Raw genomic sequence first — 18,750 nt, 5'->3', positions numbered from 1 at the left:
CTGCCGCCGCGCGGCGGGTAAAAAATGCGGCCAAAGACGTGTGGGCCACCACAAGGCTGTATTGCGTCTCCTCCATGGCGCGGCGCAGAAGTGCCTGAGCACGGAAATTGGCCGGAGCGGTCATTCTTTTTTCAAAAGGAAGCGGAATTACCCGGTCTGCTTCCGAAATTGCCATGCTTTTTCCCCCGCAGGCAATGTGAACCGCCCACCCCAAATCGCGGAACGCCGCCAGATAGGGCCGGTGGAAATTGTAAAGGTGAGAATATGTAGACGCGGTAAACAGTACGGCTTCGGACACGGCGGCCTCCCTTCGGCGTTTCGGGGCTTTCTTACAAAACTCTATTATATTTGACTTGTCTCGTTTATTCAAGTGGGATTGGGTGAAATGAAGAATTTACTTTCCGTCCGCAGGGAAAATCCACCTGCGGCGGCTGTGTTACAAGATTGTTACAAATGCGCAAAGCTATTGCGCCGTCAAAAAATATCTGCTAGAATCCAGAATGAACAAACGAGGGGGGCTCTCCTTTCCCGGAGCAGATACGGGACCGGCTAGCCACGGTATGTGCGCCGGGCGAAGAAAGACTCATTCGGACGTTCAACATTCATGTCGCGGAAACCGGATCTGTGCAAGGCGATAGCGCAGGTCCCGAAACCAACGGTTTAGGGGACCGGCGTGTGTCCCGGACGCGGACTTCGGCGAAAGCGGCAAATTTTTAAGGAGGAAAATCCATGAAGAAGTTCCTTTCTCTGGTAATGGCGCTGGTTATGACCATGTCTTTGGTCACCATCGGCGCCGGTGCCACCGAGTACAAGGACTTCACCGACAAGAGTGAAGTTCAGTACGAGGAAGCAGTTGCGGTTCTCAACAAGCTCGGTATCATCACCGGCTATGAGGGCGGCGACTTCAAGCCCGCTGGGGCTCTGACCCGCGGCGCCGCCGCCAAGATCATCGTTTCCCTGATGATCGGCTCCGAGGCTGCCGCTTCCCTGCAGGTTGCTGCCGCTCCTTACAAGGACGTGCCCGTGACCAACACCTTTGCCGCGGTTATCTCTTACTGCAAGACCGCCGGCTACATCAACGGCTACTCTGACGGCACCTTCCGTCCCACCGGCGCCCTGACCGGCTTCGCCTTCGCGAAGATGCTGCTGGGCGCTCTGGGCTACAAGGGCGACATCGAGGGCTTCTCCGGCTCCGGCTGGACCATGAAGGTCGCTTCCGTCGGCTCTGTCGCCGGCCTGTACAACGACTTTCTGACTCCCTTCTCCGGCAACGCCGGCGTGACCCGTGAGCAGGCTTGCCAGCTGGCTCTGAACACCCTGAAGGCCACCAAGGTTGAGTACAAGGGCAACAACATCAACGTCACCACCGGCGACGCCAACGTGTCCATCACCGACCAGAACCACACCGATGTTGTCAACAACAGCAAGACCGACGGCAACATTAAGGACGACACCAAGATGCAGTTCGCCGAGCAGCACTTCACCGACCTGAAGCAGCTCAGCGACACCACCACCGGCTTCGGCCGTCCCGCCACCCGTTGGGCGTACAAGAACGTCACCATCGACAAGTTTGCCAAGAAGGCCGACTTCACCTTCACCGCTGCTCCTTCCGGCGACACCGCCAAGGACAAGGTGAACGACATGGGTCTGGGCAGCTACAAGGTCTATGGCGGCACCAATGTGACCATCAACGACAAGACTGCTGCTACTACCGCTAGAATTAACGGCGAGGATGTTACCATTCCTTACTTTGGCGCTGTTGCCTTGGACAATGCCGTGAAGCTGACCGACAGCTCTGTTGCGCAGAAGCTGGTCAACCTGACCGGCAACGGCATTGTGGTTGAGGTCTATGTGTCTGATAAGAATGCCGACATCATTACTAACATTGTGGTTATCCGCACTCAGCTGATGGAGGTCAACACCGTCTCCAGCAAGACCATCACCCTGAAGCAGCTGGACGAAGTTGGCAACAGTGACGATCCCGTCATTGACGCTCCCAAGTACTTCAAGGCTGTTTCCTCTGTGAAGGACGACGACGATGCGTTCGCCGACCTGAAAAACAGCAAGGCTGAGGACTACATGCTGGTCACCTACGCCGCCGACGGCACTTCTTGGTCTGTCGACAGCGCGAAGGCTCCTCAGGTTGTCACCGGCGCTCTGACCGCTGTCTCCCGCAACAACAGCAACGTTGTTAACGGCGTGACCGTGGGCGGCACTGCCTACAAGCTGGCTGCTATCCGCGATGATGACTTCGCCAGCCTGACCGCCAGCACCATCTCCTCCAGCAAGAAGGACGTCACTCTGTATCTGGATGCTTATGGCTATGCCACCTACATCGAGGATCAGGGTTCCACCTCCAACTTCATGATCTACGGCGATGACTATCAGACTCTGGTCAACGGCAAGCTGGTCACCACCCTCACCGGCTGGGACATGAAGGGCAACGATGTTTCCATCACTGTCAGTACTAAGCCCGCCAACACCTATTACGGCGATTTGCTGAATTACACCACCAGCTCTTCCACCAGCTATGATTATAACGTGAGCAATGTTGCCACTATTGTGCTTGACGATGAGAATACTCCTGCTGACGAGGGCAAGAAGGGCTTTGTAGAGATTGCTACTGGCGCTGCTGGCGGCAGAACGTTTTATGAGATCAAGGCTGGCGACACCGTCGTGTATAGTGCAGTAGCTACTCCTGCAGCTTCTTACACCATTGCTTCTGGCGTGAAGACCATCTTTGTGGATTATGACGACGATAACACCGTGAAGAGCGTCTCCGTTAAGAATGGTTTGGCCAACGTGACCAACAACGAGTTGAGCAAGAAGAGCCAGAACAACAACACTAATGGTAAGGTTGCTCAAATGTACGTCAACGCGGACGGCGCTGTCGAGGCCGTCATCGTGAAGACCACCTCTTCCGATGCTGTCTCCGATAACGTTCTGTACGTTGAGGCTGAAAAGACTTCTGCAGTTGTGGACGGCGTCCGCACTTACACCTACCACGTGTGGGTCAACGGTGCTGAGGACGACTACACCTCCACCGATAAGCTGACCACTGGCCAGTTTGCCAGCTATGCTGAGAAGGCTGACGGCACTTACAAGATGAGCAACGTCACCAGAAATGATTCTGCTACCTCTGCCTTCACTTTGACCATCGACAAGAACGCCATCACCACCGCGAATAAGAGCCTGATCTACAACATTGGTACTGCCTCCTATGATATTAAGGATATGTATGAGAATAGCATGACCGCTATTGTGGCTGCTACTGCCAGTCCTTATAATCCCGGTGTGGCTGCTGCTGACGTGATTGTTAATAAGGTTCTGAACACCTCTGGCGCTGTGTTTGCGGATCTGACCGACAACGGCTTTGCTTCCATGAAAGATATCTACGATTCTCTGGAAGTCGATGCCAACGATCAGGTTAAGCTGGTCATCGTGATGAACAACAAGGATGCGGCTGATAACGAGTTCAAGATTGCAGCCATTGCTGTTACCGGTATCGTCAAGGTTGCCAACCCCTGATTGACTGGTAACTGACACAGCAAAGTAAGATTTCATCTTACAAGAAAGGCCCGCCCCGAAAGGGGCGGGCCTTTTTACGCTATGCAGGCAACGTTTTTAGGCGCTTAGAAAACATCCCCACGCTGGACAAGGTTTGTTCTCTTTTATCCGGGGCTTTCTTTGTCTTAGAAAGCATGGTACAATATTCGGGGAAAAACGGCAGCATACGTCTGTGCCCGTCAGGGCGGAAGCCCTGCGCACCGGATGGGCCGCGCAGGTGAAACGGAGGAAAACGCAATGGCAATTTTGGTGTTGGGGGGCGCGGGTTATATCGGGTCCCACACTGCGCTGGCCCTTTTAAACGCGGGCCGGGACGTGGTGGTGGCCGACAGTCTGAAAACCGGATTTCAGGCGGCGGTGCCCCCGGCGGCCCGATTTTATCAAGGAGACATCCGGGATCGGAGCTTTTGCGATTCCCTTTTTGAGTGGGAGCAGATTGACGGGGTGATTCACTTTGCCGCCAGCTCCCTTGTGGGCGAGAGCATGACCGCCCCGCTGCAATATTACGACAACAATCTGGGGGGAACGCGGGTACTTCTGGAGAGCATGACGGCCCACGGCGTGCGGGACATCGTGTTTTCCTCCTCCGCCGCGGTGTATGGCGAGCCGGAGCGGGTTCCCATTTTCGAGACGGACAGGACGCTTCCCACCAATTGCTACGGCGATACAAAGCTTGCCATGGAGCGGATGATGAAATGGGCCGCGTCGGCCCACGGACTGCGCTATGCCGCCCTGCGGTATTTTAACGCCTGCGGCGCGCAGCCCGGAGGTAGCATGGGCGAGGCCCACGACCCGGAAACGCATTTGATTCCCCTGCTTTTGCAGGTCGCAAACCGCAGGAGGGAGCAAATTTTCATCTTTGGGGACGACTATCCAACCCCCGACGGTACTTGCATCCGGGACTATGTGCACGTCTGCGACTTGGCCCGGGCCCACATTCTGGCGCTGGACTATCTGGCGGTGGGCGGGGAGAGCGGCGCGTTCAATCTGGGGAGCGGGGCTGGCTTTTCCGTCAAGCAGGTATTGGAGGAGGCCCGCCGCGTCACTGGACACCTCATTCCGGCTAAGATTCGGCCCCGCAGGGAGGGAGACCCGGCACGGCTGGTGGCTTCGGCGGATCGGGCGCGGACGGTGCTGGGCTGGGCGCCGGAGTACGGCGATTTGCGTACCATTCTCCAAACCGCGTGGGACTGGCACAGTGCCCATCCGGACGGCTACGGAAGGTAAATGATCCAAGGCAAAAAAGCCCATCAAAGCGTAGCCGGATTTGCAAGAGGTCTGTTCCGGAGAGCGGAGAATGCACTGAAACGCGGTTGCACCAGAGTGACGGCCCGGATGGAGTCTTATTTTTCCGGAATGCTGTTTGCCGGGGGCGCTGTTTTCCCAGAGCGCTGTGAGTCCGCGCCCTCCTGCCTGCTGCCAAAGTCGTTTCCAAGCTGAGAAAAAGCCGTGCCGGTCGTTTTAAGACGATCAGCACGGCTTGTCGCGTTTCTCTTGTTAGGGTGTTATGTACTCAGAGGCCTATCCGTTGGGAGAGAGCCAGCAATCCTCCGCAAAACCGCTGCCATGGTGACAATGTAATCAACAACGGGTCGCCTTCGCGAATGCGCATGGTGCGGCGAATTTCTTTTGGGATAACCACTCGGCCCAGATCGTCAATGCGGCGTACAATTCCAGTTGCTTTCATCTATAAATTCCTCCTAAGGCATCATTTGGACAGGTGGCCATAGTATCCGCAGGATTTGTTTCCCTATGCGGATGGATTTACTGGAACTGTCTGGAAATCACTTTCGATTTTCAACAATTTTACGCAGCTAGGTACAGTCTCGGGCTAAAAAATATGGCAAGGGCGAAAGAAGAAGCTTCCATCCGTGTGCGGGATGGCACACGGATGGAAGCAAAGGAAATAAAGACGTGGCAACAGATTTTGTGGTTCGGTATCGGTCTTTTGCTTTTCGCACCGCCGCGTTTTATTTCCCTGCGATGCGCACTTTTTTGAAATCAAACCAGCAGCTCGCACACAAGGTCAGTGTAGCCCGAGGGGTCTTCCAGCGGGAGGCCCGCGATGAGCAGAGCCTGATTGAACAGGAGGGCGGCGTATTTTTTCGCTTTTTCCGGGTCCTCTGTCACGGCCTTTTCCAGCGCGGCGAAGACGGGATGGGCCGCGTTCAGTTCCAAAATGCGCTCCGCCTTCGGCGCTTGCTCTGGCTGTACCGCGGCGAAATATTTCTCCATTTCAAAGCTCAGGCCCGGCCCGGCGGTAAGGCATACAGGATGGGATTTCAGGATTTTGGAGGCCCGCACCTCCTTGATCTGCTCTCCGAGCGCTTCCTTCACAAAGTCAAACACAGCTTTGTGTTCGTCTTCCTCAGTCTCTTTGGGAGCTTCCTCGCTTTCCGCCTTGGGTGCGGCCTCGCCGGAGAGGGCGGAGAGAAACTTTTTCTCCTGATAGGTCATCAGCGCTTGCGCGGCAAATTCGTCCACATCCTCGGGGAAGTACAAAATCTCCGTCCCCGCGTCCTTGAGGGCTTCGAGCTGGGGCAGACGGTCGATGGCTTCCACTGTTTCGCCTGCGGCGTAGTAAATGCTCTCCTGGCCCTCCGCCATGCGGGAGATGTAATCCGCCAGAGACACGGGCTTTTTCTCCGTGGAGGAGTAAAACAGCAGCAAGTCCTGAAGCTCTTCTTTCTTTGCGCCGTAGTCGGACACCACGCCGAATTTCAACTGGCGGCCAAAGTTTTTCCAAAACTTTGCGTATTCCTCCGGCTCATCCTTCATCATTTTCTGAAGGTCTGCCCGGATTTTTTTGTCCAGATTGGCGGCAATGACCTTTAGCTGCCGGTCGTGCTGCAACAGCTCACGGGAAATGTTCAGACTCAGGTCGGCGGAGTCCACCACGCCCCGGACAAAGCGGAAATGCTCCGGCAGCAGATCGGCGCACTTTTCCATAATCAAAACGCCGTTGGAATAGAGCTGTAACCCCGATTCAAAGTCCTTGGAGTAGTAGTTGAAGGGCTGTTGAGAGGGGACAAACAGCAGTGCCCGATAGGTCACCGCGCCCTCGGCGGACACGGCGATCACCCGTTGTGGCTCCGCATAATCGTTGAATTTATCCCGGTAAAACTTGTCGTATTCCTCTTTTTTCACCTTGGACTTCTGCCGCTGCCATAGAGGGATCATGGAGTTGAGCGTTTCCACCTCGGCATAGGTTTCGTACTCCGGATGATCTTCGGGGGAATCTTCCTTTTTGCGGGTTTTGCTGATCTCCATGCGGATGGGGAAACGGATGTAATCGGAGTATTTGCGCACCAACTCCTGAAGACGCCAGCCCTCTAAAAACTCGCTGAATTTTTCGTCGTCTGTGTCGGGGCGCAGATGCATAATCACGTCGGTGCCGAAGCTTTCCCGTTCGCATTCCGTGACGGTGTACCCGTCCGCGCCGGAGGACTGCCACAGATACGCCGTGTCAGAGCCGTATTTCTTTGTCACCACCGAAATGTGGTCGGCCACCATAAACGCGGAGTAGAAGCCCACGCCGAACTGACCGATCACGTCGGCATTTTTGGCGTCGTCTCCCACCTCCTGCCGGAACTGAAAGGTGCCGGAGGAGGCGATGACGCCCAGATTGCTCTCAAGGTCCTCCTTGTCCATGCCGATGCCGTTGTCGGACACGGTGAGAATGCGCCCGGTCTTGTCCGCTTTGATTTCAATTTTGAAATCCTTGCGCCCAAGGCCCACGTCCTGATCCGTCAGCGCCCGGTAGCACAGCTTGTCGCAGGCGTCGCTGGCGTTGGAAATGATCTCCCGGAGAAAAATCTCGTGATGGGTGTAGATGGAGTTCACCATCAGATCAAGAAGTCGCTTGGACTCCGCCTTGAATTGTTTTTTTGCCATGGATGATACACTCCTTTTTCATTTTTCAAAACGATACTATTATAGCATCGCGCTGCTGAAAATGGAATATCAAATTTCAAAATTACATTTAAAATGAACGCAATAACTCTGCAAAAAACCCGCGCGGAGCTTTAAAACCGAAAAAGAAGTAACCAAATTGTAAATTCCGAGCGGAAAGAGTTGTGAAGAGAAAAAAATGCGAGTAGAATATATTAAATCCCGAATGGGATATGTTGTTTTGAAAAGGAGCCTTCCTCTATGGGATTTGTGCAGAGACTGCGAGGCGGCCTAGCCCGCCTGATGTACGGGCGAAACGGCGCGGACCGGCTGGGTCTGGTGACGATTTGGACCTCGCTGGGCCTGAACATTGTCTCCGCCCTCTTTCGGGGACGGGTGCCCGTGGCGGGCGCGGTGCTTTATTGGGCGTCCATGGCCTTGGCGGTCTGGGCGATTTTCCGGATGTTTTCCAAAGACCTCTACAAGCGCAGGGAGGAGAACAGCCGCTTTTTGCAGTTTTGGTGGAGACTTCGCAACGGACACAAAAACGCGAAGGATCGCCGGGCCGATACGGAGCATAAATACTTCACCTGCAAAAGTTGCAAAACCATCTGCCGTGTTCCTGTGGGCAAAGGTAAGGTGGAGATCACCTGCCCCAAGTGCGGCGCTAAAATCCGCGGAAAAACCTGAATTCAGAGGACAGCCGTCTTTGGCGGCTGCCCTCTGTTGCTTTTTTTGGGTTGGATGGAGCCGGGAAGAGCATTTTGCAAAAAAGACAAATTTGCCCGAAAGCGTTTGTGCGGCCTATAAAAAGTCGTTGAAATCCACGAAAGCACAACCTACATTTCGACAGGGCGCGTTCTTGACGCTCTCAAGCCCCTAGGGTATAATTGAGGTAAGAAAAAACGGGCGCACGCAGCGCACACGAAAACGATTAACCGCCGGTGGAGAAATTTCTTCGGCGGGAAGGAGTGAGAACATGGGGGAGAGCGGACATGCCCTGGCGTTCCACGCGGGTACACTGTCAGACGGCTGGAACTGGTTTGGCGCCCACCCCGCCGGGGAGGCGGGGCTTGAAGGCTGGCGCTTCCGGGTCTGGGCGCCCCATGCGCTGGCGGTGAGCGTGGTGGGAGACTTCAACGAATGGGATATCTCCGCCGATCCTCTCACGCGGGAGGGGGAGACGTGGACCGGCTTTGTGCCGGAGCTTCCCGGATACACCTCATATAAATACGCCGTCACCGGCCCGGACGGGAAGGTCCGCTATAAAGCGGACCCCTATGGCTTCCACACGGAAACCCGCCCCGCCACCGCCAGCAAGCTTTACGATATCTCCGGGTTTTTGTGGACCGATAAAGATTTTCAAAAGGAAAAAGCGGGCCGCCCCGGAAACACCGGGCCGCTGAATGTGTACGAGGTGCATCTTGGCTCTTGGCGCAGGCGGGAGAATGGGGACTTTTACGATTACCGCTCTATGGCAAGGGAGCTTGCCGCCTATGTAAAGGACATGGGGTATAACGCGGTGGAACTGCTGCCGGTGACGGAGCACCCGCTGGACGACTCATGGGGCTATCAGTGCACCGGGTATTTCGCGCCCACCTCCCGGTACGGAACGCCGGAGGACTTTATGTGGTTTGTGGACCATATGCATGAAAACGGCATTTCCGTAATTTTAGACTGGGTTCCCGCCCACTTCTGCAAGGATGCACAGGGACTGTATGAGTTTGACGGAACCTGCTGCTACGAATATGCGGACCCGAAAAAGCGGGAACACGCGGGATGGGGGACAAGGGTTTTTGACTACGGACGGACGGAGGTAGTGAGCTTTCTTCTCTCTTCCGCCCGCTTCTGGCTGGAGGTATATCATATCGATGGGCTGCGGGTGGATGCGGTGGCCTCTATGCTGTATCTGGACTACGACCGTCCTGCGGGCCAGTGGACTCCCAACAAAAACGGTGGCCACGAAAATCTGGAAGCTGTGGAATTTCTCCGTGCGCTGAATCGAATGGCCTTTTCGATAAATCCCGGGGTGCTGATGGTGGCGGAGGAATCTACCGCCTGGCCAATGGTGACCCGGCCGCCGGAGGATGGAGGGCTGGGGTTCAACCTCAAGTGGAATATGGGCTGGATGAACGACATATGTCATTATTTAAAGCTGGACCCCTATTTCCGCCAGTTCAACCACAAGGACCTCACCTTTTCCATGATGTACGCGTTTTCAGAAAATTACGTGCTCCCCATGTCCCACGACGAGGTGGTACATATGAAAGGCTCGCTGGTGGGGAAGATGCCGGGGGAGTATGAGACGCAGCTCCGCTCTCTCAGAGGGTTTTATGCGTACTTTCTGGCTCATCCGGGAAAAAAACTGCTGTTTATGGGCCCGGAGCTTGGCCAGTGGCACGAATGGGACGCAAACGGCCAGTTGGACTGGTATTTGCTGAAGCAGGAGTCGAACCGCAAAACTCAGGCGTTTTTCCGGGCGGCCAACCAGTTTTATCAGGATACCCCTGCCCTGTGGGAGGAGGACTTCCGGCAGGAGGGCTTCCAGTGGCTGGTGCCGGACGACAACCACAACAATGTGGCGGTGTTCCTGCGCAGGGATTCCAAGGGCGGGGCGCTTTTGTGCGCCGTGAATTTTTCGCCCAACGTCTACCCCGACTATCGAGTGGGCGTGCCGGAGCAGGGGCGGTATACTGAGGTGTTCAACACCGACGGGGAAGCGTTTGGCGGCGAAGGCTATGGAAACGATTCGCCCGTGGAGACGCAGGCGGTTCCCTCCCACGGGCGGGAGCAGTCGGTGGTATTGCGCATTCCGCCCTTTGGGGGCGTGTTCCTGCGGGCGGAGAAGAAGAACGCGGCAAATTTTACGAAAGCCGCAGTGTCCAAAAAGTTCCCGAGTGTTGAAACGCCCTCTCCAAAAAGGGCGGCGGCGGGGACGAAGGAGAAAAGCACCGGGCGGGGCACCGCGAAAAAGGCAGCTCGAAAGCCCGGCAAATAAGGAGGCAGAGGCATGAAAAAGGAGTGCATCGCCATGCTGCTGGCCGGCGGCCAGGGCAGCCGGCTGTACGTGCTTACCGGCGATATGGCAAAGCCAGCGGTCCCCTTCGGCGGGAAATACCGCATCATCGACTTCCCCCTGTCCAACTGCGCAAACTCCGGAATCGACACCGTGGGCGTGCTGACCCAATATCGCCCGCTGGAGCTGAACGCGTATGTGGATAACGGCCAGACCTGGGATTTGGACAGCAGCACCGGCGGCGTCCACATTCTGCCGCCCTACCAGTCCGCCGCGGGCGGTACGTGGTATAAGGGCACGGCAAACGCCATCTTTCAGAACATCGCCTTTGTCAATCGGTACGACCCGGAGTATGTGGTGATCCTCTCCGGCGACCATATTTACAAAATGGATTACTCCCGGATGGTGGAGCGGCACAAGGAAACCGGCGCGGCCTGCACCATTTCCGTGATGGAGGTCCCTTGGGACGATGCTTCCCGCTTTGGCATCATGAACGTGGACGCAGGCGGCATGGTGACGGAGTTTGAGGAAAAGCCCAAGCACCCCAAGAGCAACCTTGCCTCCATGGGCATCTACGTCTTTAGCTGGAAGACCCTGCGGGCCTATCTGGAGACGGATGAGGCGTACAGCGCTTCGGACAACGACTTTGGAAAGAATGTCATTCCCGCTATGCTGCAAAACGGCGAAAAAATGGCGGCTTATCGCTTCGAGGGCTATTGGAAGGACGTGGGGACGCTGGAATCCCTCTGGGACGCCAACATGGATATGCTGTCCCCGGAGTCGGGTCTTGATCTGCTGGATGAGTCGTGGCCCATTTATGCCCTCTCCCTCTCCTTGCCTCCGGCCTTTCTGGGTAAGCACGCCAAGGTGAGCCACAGTGCCTTTAACCGGGGCGGTAATCTGGAGGGGACGGTTGAAAACTCCGTACTCTCCGCCAGCGTCACGGTGGAAGAGGGGGCAAGGGTCAGCTATTCGGTGCTGATGCCCGGCGTCACTGTGAAGGCGGGCGCCGTGGTGGAGTATGCCATCGTGGGGCAGGACGCGGTGATTGGTGAAAACTGCCGCGTGGGCGCGTCGCCCGAGGAAGCGGACCCCCTTTTGTGGGGGCTTGCGGTGCTGGCCCCCGGCTGCGTACTGGAGGCGGGGATCAGCGTTCCGCCCAAAGCCATGCTGGATGAACGCGGCGAGGAGGTGGCGAGATGAACGGACTGCACGGAATCATTTTCTGCTATGAGCGGCGAAACGATTTGAAGGAGCTGACTGTCGGGCGCTCTGCGTCCTCTCTCCCCTTTGCCGGACGGTATCGGGCCATCGACTTTGGCCTTTCCAATCTTGTAAACGCCGGAGTGACGGACGTGGGCGTGGTACTCCACGGGCAATATCAAAGCCTGATTGATCATCTTGGCAGCGGCAAGAACTGGGACCTCAGCCGCAAGCGGGGAGGACTGAAACTGCTGCCCCCCTTTGCCTATGAACGGCCGGGCGGCGGATACGGAGAATTTCGTGGAAAAATGGAGGCGCTGGCGGGGGTACGCAGCTATCTTCAGTCCATCCGGCAGGACCATGTGGCGCTGATGGAGGGGGACCTTGTGGTGAATCTCCCTCTTGCCGAGGTGCTGGACCGGCATATCCGCTCCGGCGCGGACATTACCACCGTCTGCGGGGATGACAGCTTTGCCGTGGACAACGGAACCTATTTCCAGTCTGACGGAGAGGGCCGGGTGCGGGAGGTCTTATACCAGATGCATACGCCCCGGGGCTATCGGGGGCTGGAGGTGTACATCCTGTCCACAAAGCTGCTGGTGGATTTGGTGGACCAGTGTATCAGCCGCGACCAGTATAGCTGGCGGCACGACGTTCTTCAGGCCAAGGCGGGAGAGTTGAACATCCGCTCCTTCATCTGGCCCGGCTTTGCTGCCCAGATTCGCTCTGTGCAGGAGTATTATGACCGCAGCATGCAGCTTCTGGACGCTCCCATCCGGGCGGAGCTGTTTACACCGCTGCGGCCTATCCGGGCAAAAAACGCGGACAAATCCTCCGCTTACGCCGGTCCTGGCGGCCTCTGCGTCAACTCGCTGATTGGCGACGGCTGTAAGCTGGAGGGGACGGTAGAAGGCTCTATTCTGTTCCCCGGCGTTGTGGTGGAGGAGGGTGCGCGGGTGCGCAACTGCGTGTTGTTTAAGGACACCGTGATCCGCCGCAACGCGGATTTGGCCCATATTATCACCGACAAGCGGGTGGAGGTGCTTCCGGACCGCACGCTGATTGGACACTCCTCCTATCCACTGGTGGTGAGTAAGGGTGCACGGGTGTAAAGTCTGCCCGCTTGCGGGCGGCTTGGAAGCGTGGTCATGAGTTAGAAAGGGGAAACCGCCATGAAAATTTTGTATGCCACCAGCGAGGCCGTACCCTTCTGCAAAACCGGAGGGCTGGCTGACGTGTCCGGCTCTCTGCCTGCCGCCATCGCGGCGGAGGGCGCTCAGATGGCTGTGGTGCTGCCGCTGTACCGGCGCATCCGGGATCAGTTTGGCCCTCAACTGGAGTACCTTTGCTACGACTATGTAAATCTGGCGTGGCGGCGGAGCTATTGCGGCCTGTTTCGCCTTGTGCGGGACAAAGTGACCTATTATTTCTTGGACAACGAGCAGTATTTTAACCGCGCGAATTTGTACGGCTATGTGGACGACGGAGAGCGGTTTGGCTTTTTCTCCCGGGCGGTGGTGCGGATGCTGCCCCACATGGCCTTCTGGCCCGACGTGATTCACTGCAACGATTGGCAGAGCGCCCTCATCCCCATTTATCTGAAGGACGACGGCGTGCGGGAAGAGCGGTATCGCGCCGTGCGCACCGTCATGACCATCCACAACATCGAGTATCAAGGACGGTTTGGGTCGGAGGTCACGGGGGATTTGTTTGGGCTGGACCCCGGCTGGGTGAACGACGGCACCATCATGATGGATGGGGACGTGAATCTTTTGAAGGGGGCCATCCTCTGCGCCGACGCAGTGACCGCCGTGTCCCCTTCCTATGCCGAAGAACTGAAATACGCCTATTTTGCCCACGGGATGGAGAGCGTGATGCGCCGGTGCGCCTATAAGCTCTCCGGTGTGCTAAACGGCATCGACATGAAGCGCTACGACCCTGCGGCCGACCCGCTGATTGCAAAAAACTTCGCCGTCTCCGATTTGTCCGGCAAGGCCGCCGACAAGGCGGAGCTGCAAAAGCTGATGGGCCTGCGGGAGGAGCCGGACACGCCGGTTCTCGCGGTGGTGAGCCGCCTTGTGGCCCACAAGGGGCTGGACCTCATCCGGGAGGTGTTCCACGACATCATGGAGCTTCCCGTGCAGATGGTGGTGCTGGGACAGGGAGAGGAGAAGTTCGAGGAGTTTTTCTCCTGGGCGCAGGGACAGTACCCGGGGCGGATGGCGGCGCATCTTGGCTATGACGAGGCGCTTGCCATGAATATTTACGCGGGGGCGGATTTGTTTTTGATGCCCTCCCGCAGCGAGCCCTGCGGTCTGAGCCAGATGATTGCCATGCGGTACGGAACGGTGCCTATCGTCCGGGAAACCGGCGGATTGAAGGACACCGTCCACCCCTACGAGGCGTGGCGGGACGCGGGCAACGGGTTTACCTTTGCGGCGTACAACTCCGGAGATATGCTTTTTGTCATCCGGCAGGCCGTCGGCCTTTACTGGGACTATCCGGACCATTTCCACCGCCTGCGGCAACGCTGCATGGAGGGGGACTTTAGTTGGCGGCGCAGCGCGGGGGAATACCTGCGGATTTACAGCGGGATCACCGGAAAGCCCCGGGTCAAGCCAGTGGGCACAGAACGGGAGAGTCCCGCCGGGGAGAAAGTACTTGGAAAGCCTGCGGCGCAGGAGGAATCCGCGCAACCGGAAACGGCGGTTCAACCGGCGGAGCTTGTCCAGCAGACGGAATCCGCCCAACCGGCGGAGCCTGCTTTACAGGAGAAGCTTGCCCGAGTGGAGGAATCTTCCCAACCGGAAAAGACAGCGCAAGCGGCGAAGCTTGTCCAAGCCCGGCTGATGGGAAAGCCGGAGCAGGAAAAGCTTCCGGGAAGGCCGCCCCAAAGGAAGCTCCCGGCAAAGCCGGAAGCGGCGGCGCTTGCGGAGAAGGCGGCGGAGCCGGAGAAGACCGAAAGGTCCGTCACAAAGGCGCCGGAACAAGCGAAGCAAGCCGGAAGAAAGACAGCCAAGAGGAAAGGAAGCGCGGACGAGAAAGAACTGTCCGCGGATAAGGCAGACGAATGACGGCATTTACAACAAGGGAACTGGAAGACGCGCTGACCCGCAAGCTGATGATCAACTTTGGGAAAACCGCCGAGGAGGCTGGGGAGACAGAGATGCTCCGCGCCTGCGCGCTTGTGCTGCGGGACGCCATGGCCCTGCGGGGCGTGGAAACCCGGAGGGAAACCCGCCAAAAGGAAAAGAAGAAGGTCCACTATCTGTCTCTGGAATTTCTGATGGGGCGGAGCCTTCAAAAAAACGCGTATAATCTGGGGGTACTGCCTCAGTTGAAGGAAGCGCTGGAGCATCTGGGCTTTCAGGCGGGAGATGTGTTCGAACTGGAGCCGGACGCAGGCCTTGGCAACGGCGGTCTGGGCCGTCTGGCCGCATGCTATCTGGACTCTATGAGTACGCTGGAAATTCCCGCCACGGGGTATTCCATCTGCTATGAGCTGGGGATATTCAAGCAGAAGATCGTGGAGGGCCAGCAGGTGGAGCTGCCCGACGCGTGGAAGGGCATCGGCTCCGCGTGGCTGCTGCCAAAGCCCGAGGAGGCCCGGCAGGTCCGCTTTGGCGGCACGCTGCGGGAGTTTTGGAACGACGGGCATCTCCACATCGTGCAGGAGGGGGGGACCACCGTGCTGGCCGTCCCCTGCGATATGGAGATTGCCGGGTATGACACCGGCCACACCAACAAGCTGCGATTGTGGGACGCAAAATCCCCCAAGCCCGTGGATATGAGCCTTTACTCCAAGGGCGAGTATCTCAAGGCCACGGAGGACGAGGCCATGGCGGAGGTGATTGCCAAGGTCCTCTATCCCGACGACAACCATGAGGAGGGAAAATCCCTGCGGCTCAAGCAGCAGTATTTCTTCGTCTCCGCCACGGTGCAGAGCATCGCGGAGGAGCACATGGCGGAATTTGGCACCATGGCCAACTTCCACGAGAAAAACGTGCTTCAAATCAACGACACTCACCCGGCACTGGTGATTCCAGAGCTGATGCGTATTTTGATTGACGACGCGGGCATGGGTTGGGATCAGGCGTGGGAGATTACGACCCGGTCTGTGGCCTACACCAACCACACGGTGCTGGCGGAGGCGCTGGAAAAGTGGCCTCAGGCGCTGTTTGAGCGGCTGCTGCCCCGCGTTTGGCAGATTACGGCGGAAATTGCCCGCCGGTGGGAGGAGAAATGCCGCGCGTTTTTCCGGGACGAGGAAAAGGTGCGGGACACCGCCGTGGTCTGGGACGGGGTGGTCCGCATGGCGAACCTGTGCATCGCCGGGGGGATGCAGGTCAACGGCGTCAGCGCCCTCCACTCGGAAATTCTGAAAAGCGACGTGTTTCAAAACGCCTGCGCCATGGAGCCGGAGAAATTCACCAACGTCACAAACGGCGTGGACCATCGACGGTGGCTGGCGGAAATCAACCCCGGACTTCACGGACTGGTGTGCGATCTCGCGGGGGGCGAGGCATATCTCATGGACCCTCAAGCCCTTGGACGGCTGGACGCATACGCCGACAACCGGGAAGTGCTGCGCCGCCTTGCGGACATCAAGCGCAGGAACAAGGAGGAGTTTGCCGCCTATGCGAAACAACAGCAGGGCGTGCTGCTGAACCCGGATGCGATTTTTGACGTGCAGGTAAAGCGGCTGCACGAGTACAAGCGCCAGCTTTTAAACGTCCTGCACATCATCGCCCTTTACCAGCGGCTGCAGGACGACCCGAACGCCATCGACCGGCCCCGGACCTTCCTCTTCGGGGCGAAGGCCGCGCCGGGGTACGCCGTGGCAAAGCGAATTATTCACCTGATTAACTCTCTGGCGGACCAGATTGACCACGACCCTATCTGCCGCGGCAAGCTTCAGGTGGTGTTTCTGGAGAATTACCGGGTGTCCCTTGCGGAGCGGCTGATGCCCGCCAGTGAGGTTTCCCAGCAGATTTCCACCGCCGGGAAGGAAGCCAGCGGCACCGGAAACATGAAGTTCATGATGAACGGGGCCCTGACCGTGGGGACGCTGGACGGCGCCAACGTGGAGATGCACGACGTTTTGGGGGATGAGAACATGTTCCTCTTTGGGCTCCGGTCAAACGAGGCGGCGGCTTTAAGCCGCGAGGGGTATCTTCCTCAGCGGCTGTATGCCCGGGACCCGGTGCTGCACCGCGTATTGGATGCGCTGAAAACCGGCTTTCGGGACGGGGTGAGCTACGAGGATTTGTATCGGCGGCTGCTGTTCGGCGACCATGGTGCGCCTGCGGACGAATATCTGCTGCTGGCGGATTTTTCCGCCTACTGCGACGCGGAAAAGCGCATGGCGGCCACTTATGCCGACCCGCAGAAATGGAATGCCATAAGCCTGTGGAACATTGCCCGCAGCGGCGTGTTCGCGGCGGACCGAGCGGTGGCGGAGTACGCCGACCGAATTTGGCACGTACCCCATCGCAAGGTGCGGTAAGCTTTTGTCGGGAAAAGGAGCGGACCTCACATCCATTTTGTCCCGGCTTTACAAATGAGGACAAAACGGATATAATAATAAAGCTTTGTTACAAAAGGGAAACGCCCCCGAACCAAACACAAACCTTGCCCGGCTGTTTCCAAAAGCAGCCGGGCATTTTGCCGTTTTGAGCGTGCAGCATGTGAAAAAAACGCTGCTGTGAAGCATTGCGGGCCGCGCGGCTCCGCTTATAAATAAAAGGAGGAAACCTGCATGGGACTGATCAAAGCTGCGAAGGGCGCCGTCGAGGGGGCGCTGGCGGACCAGTGGAAGGAATATTTCTACTGTGAGGCTTTGCCTGCGGATGTGCTGGCGGTGAAGGGACAAAAACGCACGTCCCGCCGCTCGTCCAACACCAAGGGAAGTGAGAATATCATCACCAGCGGCTCCGTCGTCGCCGTGGCAGACGGGCAGTGCATGATGATCGTGGACCAAGGGAAGGTGGCGGAGGTATGCGCCGACCCCGGCGAATTTATTTATGACGCATCCACCGAGTCCTCCATTTTTTCCGGCGAGCTGGAGGAGAGTGTCCACCGCACCTTTGAGAGCATCGGCAGGCGGTTTACCTTTGGCGGTGAGCCGCCCAAGGACCAGCGGGTTTACTATTTCAACACCAAGGAGCTGCCGGGCAACAAATACGGCACGCCCAGCCCGGTTCCCTTCCGAGTGGTGGACCGGAACATTGGGCTGGATATGGATATCGCCATCCGCTGCTTTGGCGAGTACAGCTACCGCATCTGCGACCCGCTGCTGTTCTACACCAACGTCTGCGGCAATGTGGAGAGCAGCTATCCCCGGGAGAGCATTGACGGACAGCTCAAAAGCGAGCTGATGACCGCCCTCCAGCCCGCTTTTGCAAGAATCAGCGAAATGGGCATCCGCTATTCCGCTCTGCCCGGCCACACCATGGAGCTGGCGCAGGCCCTTAACGAGGTGCTCAGTGAAAAGTGGCGGAAGCTGCGGGGCCTTGAAATCGTCTCCTTTGGCGTTTCCAGCGTAAAGGCAAGCGAAGAAGACGAACAGATGATGAAGGAGCTGCAACGGAACGCGGTCTTCCGCGACCCCACCATGGCGGCGGCCCATCTGACGGGGGCACAGGCGGCGGCCATGCAGAGTGCTGCGGCAAACACGAGTACCGGGGCTTCCATGGCGTTTATGGGAATGAATATGGCGGGGGCCGCAGGCGGCTTGAACGCGCAGGAGCTTTACCGCATGGCACAGGAATCCGCGCCGGGACAGGCCGCGCCCAGCGGCGGCTGGACCTGCCAGTGCGGCGCGAAGGCCACCGGAAAATTCTGCCCCGAATGCGGCAGGCCGAAGCCCGCGCAGGACGGCTGGACCTGTGCCTGCGGCGCGGTGAACAAGGGCAAATTCTGCGCGGAGTGCGGCAAAGCAAAGCCTGCGGGCGTTCCTCAGTACAAGTGCGACAAGTGCGGCTGGGAGCCTGCCGACAAGGCCCGCCCGCCCAAATTCTGCCCCGAGTGCGGCGATCCCTTTGACGACGGGGACCTTCAGTAAAACAGACGGA

The 18,750-nt window shown here is 57.8% G+C and carries 10 protein-coding genes and 2 pseudogenes; 9 read left to right on the top strand and 3 right to left on the bottom strand.

The features are described from left to right. A pseudogene (locus B2W96_RS10220) lies at window positions 1-298 on the bottom strand (glycosyltransferase family 1 protein); the annotation flags it as partial. Between the two features lie 431 nt (window positions 299-729). Between B2W96_RS10220 and B2W96_RS10215 the strand changes: the two are divergent. After that, window positions 730-3,528, top strand: a complete 2,799-nt coding sequence (locus B2W96_RS10215) for an S-layer homology domain-containing protein (RefSeq protein WP_293010189.1) — start codon at window positions 730-732, stop codon at window positions 3,526-3,528. A 276-nt stretch (window positions 3,529-3,804) separates the two neighbouring features. Then, entirely contained in the window at window positions 3,805-4,794 is a 990-nt protein-coding gene (galE, locus tag B2W96_RS10210; protein WP_293010188.1) for a UDP-glucose 4-epimerase GalE, read from the top strand. 352 nt (window positions 4,795-5,146) lie between these two features. Here galE and B2W96_RS10205 read toward each other — a convergent pair. Both B2W96_RS10205 and htpG read right to left on the bottom strand, forming a co-directional pair. Then, window positions 5,147-5,254: pseudogene (locus tag B2W96_RS10205) on the bottom strand (AbrB/MazE/SpoVT family DNA-binding domain-containing protein); the annotation flags it as partial. 314 nt (window positions 5,255-5,568) lie between these two features. After that, window positions 5,569-7,461 (bottom strand): molecular chaperone HtpG, encoded by a 1,893-nt coding sequence (htpG, locus tag B2W96_RS10200; protein WP_293010187.1) that lies wholly within the window; start codon window positions 7,459-7,461, stop codon window positions 5,569-5,571. 258 nt (window positions 7,462-7,719) lie between these two features. On the opposite strand from htpG, the gene B2W96_RS10195 reads away from it, so the two are divergent. The 7 genes from B2W96_RS10195 to B2W96_RS10165 all read left to right on the top strand — a co-directional run bounded on the left by B2W96_RS10195 (window position 7,720) and on the right by B2W96_RS10165 (window position 18,740). Further along, window positions 7,720-8,148, top strand: coding sequence for a hypothetical protein (locus B2W96_RS10195; protein ID WP_293010186.1), 429 nt, complete (start codon window positions 7,720-7,722; stop codon window positions 8,146-8,148). Between the two features lie 289 nt (window positions 8,149-8,437). Next, window positions 8,438-10,456, top strand: a complete 2,019-nt coding sequence (gene glgB / locus B2W96_RS10190; RefSeq protein ID WP_293010185.1) for a 1,4-alpha-glucan branching protein GlgB — start codon at window positions 8,438-8,440, stop codon at window positions 10,454-10,456. A gap of 12 nt (window positions 10,457-10,468) precedes the next feature. After that, window positions 10,469-11,677 carry a glucose-1-phosphate adenylyltransferase gene (locus B2W96_RS10185; RefSeq protein ID WP_293010184.1) on the top strand — a complete coding sequence of 403 codons (1,209 nt, stop codon included), beginning with the start codon at window positions 10,469-10,471 and terminating at the stop codon, window positions 11,675-11,677. Beyond that, complete coding sequence (gene glgD / locus B2W96_RS10180; protein WP_293010183.1) at window positions 11,674-12,789, top strand: glucose-1-phosphate adenylyltransferase subunit GlgD; 1,116 nt, start codon at window positions 11,674-11,676, stop codon at window positions 12,787-12,789. Before B2W96_RS10185 ends, glgD begins: the two co-directional genes overlap by 4 nt. Window positions 12,790-12,849: 60 nt before the next feature. After that, window positions 12,850-14,751 (top strand): glycogen synthase GlgA, encoded by a 1,902-nt coding sequence (gene glgA, locus B2W96_RS10175; protein WP_293010182.1) that lies wholly within the window; start codon window positions 12,850-12,852, stop codon window positions 14,749-14,751. Next, window positions 14,748-17,183 carry a glycogen/starch/alpha-glucan phosphorylase gene (locus B2W96_RS10170; RefSeq protein ID WP_293010181.1) on the top strand — a complete coding sequence of 812 codons (2,436 nt, stop codon included), beginning with the start codon at window positions 14,748-14,750 and terminating at the stop codon, window positions 17,181-17,183. The genes glgA and B2W96_RS10170 overlap by 4 nt, the downstream gene beginning before the upstream one ends. A 252-nt stretch (window positions 17,184-17,435) precedes the next feature. Continuing rightward, window positions 17,436-18,740 (top strand): SPFH domain-containing protein, encoded by a 1,305-nt coding sequence (locus tag B2W96_RS10165; RefSeq protein ID WP_293010180.1) that lies wholly within the window; start codon window positions 17,436-17,438, stop codon window positions 18,738-18,740. The last annotated feature ends 10 nt before the right edge of the window (window positions 18,741-18,750 follow it).

Source organism: Oscillibacter sp. UBA6647 (assembly GCA_002455655.1).
Taxonomy (GTDB): domain Bacteria; phylum Bacillota; class Clostridia; order Oscillospirales; family Oscillospiraceae; genus Oscillibacter.
The sequence above is the reverse complement of the archived record's forward strand: the minus strand, read 5'-3'. Positions and strand labels throughout refer to the sequence as shown.

Excerpts from the sequence above, each read along its gene's own strand:
- htpG (WP_293010187.1), bottom strand. The coding sequence starts at position 7,461 with ATGGCAAAAAAACAATTCAAGGCGGAGTCCAAGCGACTTCTTGATCTG.
- glgD (WP_293010183.1), top strand. The coding sequence starts at position 11,674 with ATGAACGGACTGCACGGAATCATTTTCTGCTATGAGCGGCGAAACGAT.
- B2W96_RS10215 (WP_293010189.1), top strand. The coding sequence starts at position 730 with ATGAAGAAGTTCCTTTCTCTGGTAATGGCGCTGGTTATGACCATGTCT.
- glgA (WP_293010182.1), top strand. The coding sequence starts at position 12,850 with ATGAAAATTTTGTATGCCACCAGCGAGGCCGTACCCTTCTGCAAAACC.
- B2W96_RS10185 (WP_293010184.1), top strand. The coding sequence starts at position 10,469 with ATGAAAAAGGAGTGCATCGCCATGCTGCTGGCCGGCGGCCAGGGCAGC.
- B2W96_RS10195 (WP_293010186.1), top strand. The coding sequence starts at position 7,720 with ATGGGATTTGTGCAGAGACTGCGAGGCGGCCTAGCCCGCCTGATGTAC.
- galE (WP_293010188.1), top strand. The coding sequence starts at position 3,805 with ATGGCAATTTTGGTGTTGGGGGGCGCGGGTTATATCGGGTCCCACACT.
- B2W96_RS10165 (WP_293010180.1), top strand. The coding sequence starts at position 17,436 with ATGGGACTGATCAAAGCTGCGAAGGGCGCCGTCGAGGGGGCGCTGGCG.
- B2W96_RS10170 (WP_293010181.1), top strand. The coding sequence starts at position 14,748 with ATGACGGCATTTACAACAAGGGAACTGGAAGACGCGCTGACCCGCAAG.
- glgB (WP_293010185.1), top strand. The coding sequence starts at position 8,438 with ATGGGGGAGAGCGGACATGCCCTGGCGTTCCACGCGGGTACACTGTCA.